Raw genomic sequence first — 6,494 nt, 5'->3', positions numbered from 1 at the left:
ACAGTTGTGGCGGTGACCGAACAACGGTCATCGCCACAACTCTTTAAACGGTCATTACCGGGCTTATTTTTTGGGGGAGGGGCTACTTGCCCTTCACCTCGCGTGCCAGAGCCAGTAGCTCCTCATGCACCGTCGTATCGCCCGTAACCTCCGGGTGGAAAGAAATACCAATCAGGTTGCCCGAACGCACACCCACAATCTTCCCCTCATGACGAGCCGTCACCTGCACACCCTCACCAGTGCCAGTCACAATCGGCGCACGAATAAACGCCGTATCAATAACCACCTCATCACCGGCAGGGGTCAGCCACGGCAGACGCACCTCCGCAGAATCAACCTGCGAACCAAACGCATTACGACCCACGGAAACATCCAAAACACCCAGCGACTGCTGACCCGGCGCCGGATCATCAATACGCTCCGACAACATAATCAGGCCAGCACAGGTACCCAGAGTCGGCAGACCCGAAGAAATCGCCTCAATCAGCGGCTCACGCACACCAAAAATACGGGTCAAACGGTCAATCGTCGACGACTCACCACCCGGCAAAACCAACGCATCCAGACCCTCAAGCTGCTCACCAGTACGCACCCAACGCACCTGAGCGCCCAAAGACTCCAGCATCTCCGCATGCTCACTCACGCCGCCCTGCAACGCCAAAACACCAACCGTCAAACCCTCACCCGGCAAAACACCGGTAGGCTGAACCTTCTCAACCATCACCGCTCCCTTCACAAAAACAACAAAACAAGAAGGGGTGGGACCCGCCTCAGCGAACCCCACCCCCTCATCAAACACTCACCCCACAGACGGGGTGCGCGCACGAATTACCAGCCGCGCTCCGCCAGGCGGTGCGGTGCCGGAATGTCAGCAACGTTAATGCCGACCATAGCCTCACCCAGGCCGCGAGAAGCCTCAGCAACCTTCTCCGGGTCGTTGTAGAACGCGGTAGCCTTCACGATAGCCTTCGCACGAGCAACCGGGTCGCCCGACTTGAAAATACCGGAGCCAACGAACACGCCGTCAGCACCCAGCTGCATCATCATCGCAGCGTCAGCGGGGGTAGCCACACCACCAGCGGTGAACATCACCACGGGCAGCTTACCGGTCTGAGCAACCTCACGAACCAGCTCGTACGGTGCAGCCAGTTCCTTAGCCTTCACGTACAGCTCATCGGGCATGGTGTTGTACAGGCCCTGCAGCTCAGCAATCTGACGCTTAATGGTGCGGATGTGCTTGGTCGCCTCAGAGACGTCACCGGTGCCAGCCTCGCCCTTCGAACGGATCATAGCGGCACCCTCGGTGATACGGCGCAGAGCCTCACCCAGGTTGGTAGCACCGCACACGAAAGGCACCTTGAACTGGTGCTTATCAATGTGGTTCACGTAGTCAGCGGGGGAGAGAACCTCGGACTCGTCAATGTAGTCGACCTTCAGGGTCTCCAGGATCTGAGCTTCAACGAAGTGGCCGATGCGTGCCTTCGCCATGACCGGGATCGAAACAGCATCAATGATGCCCTCAATCATGTCCGGGTCAGACATACGAGCCACGCCGCCCTGCGCACGAATATCCGCGGGCACGCGCTCGAGAGCCATGACGGCAACAGCGCCAGCATCTTCAGCGATCTTAGCCTGTTCGGGGGTGACGACGTCCATGATGACGCCGCCCTTGAGCATGTCGGCCAGGCCGCGCTTAACAAGCGGGCTGCCGGTTACGGTGTTGTTATCAGTCATGACCTTATCTTCTCACGTTCTGAGTGTTCGCGCGCACTCACGGGGTCGGATTTTCTGTTCTCTGACACAGTACGACCCCAAGTTCACGTCAGAACGACACAAAACGTCATGAAAAGCGGTTAGAGTAGGGCGGTTCATGGGCTGAGCAGGCCCGGCTGAGCAGACCCGCCGGATGCACGCAGGTCGCCTCCCATAAACTCACATCCCGAGCGGCCATAAGGCAAGGTTTTGCTCAGGGTAAACATCCACCCACCCGCACTGAACAACGGTAAAATACAGAAGCTACGCCCGCACTCGTCCCCACGCGGAAGCCTCACGGCCCAGGGAACGAGCAAAACATTTTGGGCACCCTGGCACCCGCACACTCGCGGACATCAGCCGTCTATCAGACGCACACCATGAACCAGCCGCCACATCCAAAAGGAACACACCAAATTGCTTGAAGTCATCATTGCCCTATCGCTGGCGATTCTTCTGGGTAATATCCTCGCCCATAAAATACGGATAACCCCCGCCATTGTGCTGATATTCATTGGCCTGGCTATCGGCATTATGCCCGCCCACGAACTGCACGAAGTTCAGAGTATCGGCCTGCCGCCGCACGTCATCCTCGAAATCTTCCTGCCCATCATGCTCTTCTGGGAAGCCCGCAACACCTCATGGCGTGAAGCGCGCGCTCGTCTGCGCGGCATTCTGCTCTCGGGCACGGTGCTCGTAATTTTCACGGCGTTCGTTATCGCCTGGGTGCTTCACACATTTATGGGCGTCTACCTGTGGCATGTGGCGCTGATTATCGGTGTGGCGCTCGCCCCCACCGATGCTGTGGCCGTGGCAACGCTCAACGGCAAACTCCCCAAATCTTCCATCACCACCCTTAAAGCGGAAGCACTCATTAACGACGGCACCACCCTAGTTCTTTTCGCACTCGCCCTGCAGCTTGCGGGTGGTCATGAACTTACCCTGGGGACTGCATCCGGAATGTTCTTCTTCTCGTTCCTGATTGGAACTCTCGTTGGCCTGGCCGTCGGATGGGGTGTAGATAAGCTGCGTGCGCACATCGGCAACCCCATGAACTTCAGCGTGTTCATGTTTACCGTGCCGTTTATTGCTTTCTTCCTGGCTGAAGAGATCGAGCCTTTTGAGGGCATGAAAGGTTCCGGAGTGGTGGCTGTGGTGGTCGCCGCTTTCTACCTGACCTATCGCGGACCGGATACCATCAAACCCCAAAACCGTTTCTACGGTCTGCCCATCTGGTCGTTTGTCTCCTATGTCATGAACGGTGCGCTCTTCGTGCTCGTGGGTGTTCAGCTGCCCAGCGCCACAGCGCCTGTGGATGATGTTCTTCGTGAATACAACTATGCGTGGGCTTTGACGTTCGCCGTGATTGTGGTGGCATGGCTCGTTTCCATTGCGGTGCGTTTTATCTTCCTGCACATCTCGATTGGTATTATTCGTGCCCTTGACCGTTCAGAAAAGCAGAGGCAGCTGCGCACAACTTTCCGTGGTCGTGTAGTGAACACTTTTGCGGGACTGCGCGGCGGTGTTTCCCTCGCGGTGGCTCTCTCCGTGCCGACTGATGTTCCCGCGCGTGACTTTATTATCTTTGTTGTTGCGGGCGTGGTTCTGCTGTCGATGGTGGTTCAGGGGATGCTCCTGCCGCTCGTTATTAGGTGGGCGAAAATTCCGGTTGATACCACCGAAGAAGATGAGATTAATGAAGCAATCCGCACGATCATTGCCGAGTCCTTCGACTCTGTGGCTGAGATCGGCCAGGAAATTGGTGCACCACAGTGGATTATCGACCGCATTGCCGACGAACAGATGTACAACGCGAGTATACACCGCAACCTGCACACTGTTCGTAAAGACGGTGCGAATGCGCCGGAAGAAGCCCGCCGCATTATTGAAGCGGGCGACCTTGAGAAAGAGCTGCGCCTGCGGCATTTGGAGAAGCAACGCAGCGTGCTCAAGCGCCTGCGTAATGAGCGCATAATCGACACGAATGTGCTCCACGCGATTCAGGAAATCCTGGATATTGAGGAGGTTCGCGTGCTTGGTCCGGTTGAGCTCGAATAGCTCACACTCCTACATGCGATACGTATGAGGCGAGGCGCCCCTACCCCGAACAGCGGGGGAGGGGCGCCTCGTTACTTTTATGTCCAAACCTCTAGACCCACCCCTACGTGTAGACGGTACAATACACTAGCCCGTTTTTTGTGCGGACCACGCTTCTTACCGCGCACCGGACACAACACAGACTAGAACCACAGGAATCTATGGCACCTCAGCAGACTGAAAACAACGCGCCCAAAAACGGCGCACCCGCAGGACACGGCCCGCACGGTCCCCACGGCGCAAGCGAAGACCCCCAGAACATCTACCTGCTCAAAGACGCCCCCATCCTCAAGGCGCTCCTCTCCCTCGGCGTGCCCATGGCGCTCGGCCTCGCCATCACCAGCATCTACAACGTGGTGAACTCCTACTTCGTCGGCCACTACGGCGGCACCGAAGACCTCGCCGCCACCAGCTACGGCGTGCCCGTCTTCGGCGTCATCATGGCGATCGCAGGCCTGTTCGGCCTGGGTTCCTCAACCCTCGCCTCCCGCAAGCTCGGTGAAGGCCAGCCCGCCCACGAAATTCACCGCGTCACCTCCTTCGCCCTCTACTCGGCGCTCGGTGCCGGTATCGTCGCGGCGGCTATCGGCTTCATCCTCGCCGACCCGATTACCAGCATCATGGGTGCATCCGGCGGCTCCTACGAACCGACCCGCATCTACGTGCACCTCATGTTCCTCGGCGCGCCCCTCGCTATCGGTATGTTCACCCTCGAACAGCTCGTCCGATCCGAAGGCTACGCCAAGCAGTCCATGTACGGCATCATCGTCGGCACCGTCGTCACCTGCATCTTCGACGTGCTGTTCATCGCCATCATGGGCATGGGCGTCGCCGGTGCCGGTTGGGCGATGCTGCTGGCGAACGGCGCATCCATGCTGTACTACCTGCTGTTCCTGATGCGTCAGAGCGAGAACTTCTCCGCGAATATCCGCGACTTCTCCCTCGACCCCGCCATTATCAAGCCCGTGGTCGCGGTCGGTGCCGCTGAGCTCATTCAGAGCCTCAACCTGATCTTCGCCGCCCTGCTGCTGAACAACCTCGCCGCCTCCTACGGTGACGACACCGTCGCGGCGTTCGGCCTGGCAATGCGCCTGAACATGGTGCCCGAAATGCTGTGCATGGGCCTGTGTATGGGCGGTATCCCGCTGTACGCCTACGCGTACGGTGCCCGCAACGGCGCCCGCGTGAAGGAGGCGCTGCGCACCGCAACGATCCTGTCCGTGGCGACCTCCGCGATCATCACCATTCCGGTGCTGATTTTCCGCCGTGAACTGCTCGCCGTGGTTGGCGATGCAAGCCTCATCGACACCGGCGAAGAGGTCATGATCGCGCTCATGCTCGCCGCCGTGTTCAACGCGGTCAGCATCGTGTTTGTGTCTTGGTTCCAGGCGTCCGGTAAGGGCGGCCCGGCAATGCTGATGACCATCGGTATTGCGTTGCTGTTCTTCCCCGCCGTGTACTTCGGCAACATGTGGTTCGGCTTTAAGGGCCTGACCTGGGCGTTCCCCTTCACCCAGGTGCTCGCCTGCGCGCTGGGCCTGGTGCTGTTCCTTGCTACGGGCGGCTCGAAGGTACCGCCCGCTGAGCCTGAGGTAGAAGCTGAAGGTTCTGAGGAGTCTGACGCTCAGGCTGCCCAGATTTCTGGCGCACAGCCCGAGCAGAAGGCGTAGTCCTCGGTCTGCGAAAGCATAGTAAAAGCCCCGGACTCCCACCAAGGGAGTTCAGGGCTTTTACGTTAGTTCTTACGCCGGTTGAGGCGCTAGTGTTTTGACGCTAGTTCTTCCACCAGGAATCAAAAATCGTCACCGGAGTAGTGCGCTTATGGCGGCTACGCAGGTAAATCTGCTCCAGCTTCGCAGCTGCCGCCTCGTCGATTTCCTTACCCTCCAGGTAATCATCAATCTGCGGGTACGTCAGGCCCAGCTCATCCTCATCGGTACGGCCGGGCACGCCGTCCAGCAGGTCAGCCGTCGGCGGCTTAGCCCACAGACGCTCAGACGCACCCAAAACACGCAGTAGCAGCTGGTTCTGGCGCTTATTCAGGCCAGCCAGCGGCAGCAGGTCCGCGCCGCCGTCACCGAACTTCGTGAAGAAACCCGTAATGGACTCCGCCGCATGGTCGGTACCCACCACCAGGTAGCCGGGGCCGCCAGCAATCGCGTACTGGGCGATCATGCGGGCGCGCGCCTTCACATTACCCTTGTTGAAGTCGCTCATCTGTTCGCCGGTTGCGTCAGTGTAGGCGGTGTCGAAACCGTCGACAGCCTCCGCAATGTTGAAGGTCAGAGAGCGGGTGGGCTGGATGAAACGCAGCGCCTCCTGCGCGTCCTCTTCGTCGTGCTGCACACGGTAGGGCAGGCGCACCGCCACGAACTCGGTGGTGCGGCCACGCTCGTTGAGGCGGTCCACCGCCAGCTGGCAGAGGCGACCCGCCAGGGTGGAGTCGATACCGCCGCTGATGCCCAGTACCAGGCCGCGGCTTCCGGTGGCTTCCAGGTAGTCGCAGATGAACTGGATGCGGCGCTCCACTTCTTCGCGTGCCTGCTCTTCGGTCATGTTGGGCTTGACGCCCATTTCACGGATGATCTGTGCCTGTAATTCACGCATGACTTAAGTGTACGCTCCACCTTATAGCCCGTGCGGTG

5 protein-coding genes are annotated in these 6,494 nt (G+C 59.2%); 2 read left to right on the top strand and 3 right to left on the bottom strand.

Annotated elements, in window-relative coordinates; translation table 11 throughout:
- Window positions 1–82: 82 nt before the first annotated feature.
- The gene (gene pdxT / locus HMPREF3055_RS03270) at window positions 83–721 is read right to left on the bottom strand and encodes a pyridoxal 5'-phosphate synthase glutaminase subunit PdxT (protein ID WP_049346512.1); all 639 of its coding nucleotides are present in this window, start codon (window positions 719–721) and stop codon (window positions 83–85) included.
- 107 nt (window positions 722–828) lie between these two features.
- On the bottom strand, window positions 829–1,734 hold the full coding sequence (gene pdxS, locus HMPREF3055_RS03265) for a pyridoxal 5'-phosphate synthase lyase subunit PdxS (RefSeq protein ID WP_005507298.1): 906 nt from the start codon (window positions 1,732–1,734) through the stop codon (window positions 829–831).
- A gap of 435 nt (window positions 1,735–2,169) precedes the next feature.
- Here pdxS and HMPREF3055_RS03260 point away from each other — a divergent pair, with 435 nt between their 5' ends.
- Together HMPREF3055_RS03260 and HMPREF3055_RS03255 are read left to right on the top strand one after the other, a co-directional pair.
- On the top strand, window positions 2,170–3,810 hold the full coding sequence (locus tag HMPREF3055_RS03260; RefSeq protein WP_070737932.1) for a Na+/H+ antiporter: 1,641 nt from the start codon (window positions 2,170–2,172) through the stop codon (window positions 3,808–3,810).
- 200 nt (window positions 3,811–4,010) lie between these two features.
- Window positions 4,011–5,519, top strand: coding sequence for an MATE family efflux transporter (locus tag HMPREF3055_RS03255; protein WP_070737930.1), 1,509 nt, complete (start codon window positions 4,011–4,013; stop codon window positions 5,517–5,519).
- Window positions 5,520–5,622: 103 nt separating this feature from the next.
- Here HMPREF3055_RS03255 and nadE read toward each other — a convergent pair whose 3' ends face one another.
- Window positions 5,623–6,456, bottom strand: a complete 834-nt coding sequence (gene nadE, locus HMPREF3055_RS03250) for an ammonia-dependent NAD(+) synthetase (protein WP_070737927.1) — start codon at window positions 6,454–6,456, stop codon at window positions 5,623–5,625.
- Window positions 6,457–6,494: the final 38 nt, after the last annotated feature.

The sequence above is a fragment of the Rothia sp. HMSC061C12 genome (assembly GCF_001815755.1).
In the GTDB taxonomy this organism is placed as follows: Bacteria; Actinomycetota; Actinomycetes; order Actinomycetales; family Micrococcaceae; genus Rothia; species Rothia mucilaginosa.
Note: the sequence above shows the minus strand (reverse complement) of the source record. Positions and strands in the feature narration are given on the sequence as shown.

What these genes read in the sequence shown, in the direction of transcription:
- nadE (WP_070737927.1), bottom strand. Translation starts at nt 6,456, where the DNA reads ATGCGTGAATTACAGGCACAGATCATCCGTGAAATGGGCGTCAAGCCC.
- HMPREF3055_RS03255 (WP_070737930.1), top strand. Translation starts at nt 4,011, where the DNA reads ATGGCACCTCAGCAGACTGAAAACAACGCGCCCAAAAACGGCGCACCC.
- pdxT (WP_049346512.1), bottom strand. Translation starts at nt 721, where the DNA reads ATGGTTGAGAAGGTTCAGCCTACCGGTGTTTTGCCGGGTGAGGGTTTG.
- pdxS (WP_005507298.1), bottom strand. Translation starts at nt 1,734, where the DNA reads ATGACTGATAACAACACCGTAACCGGCAGCCCGCTTGTTAAGCGCGGC.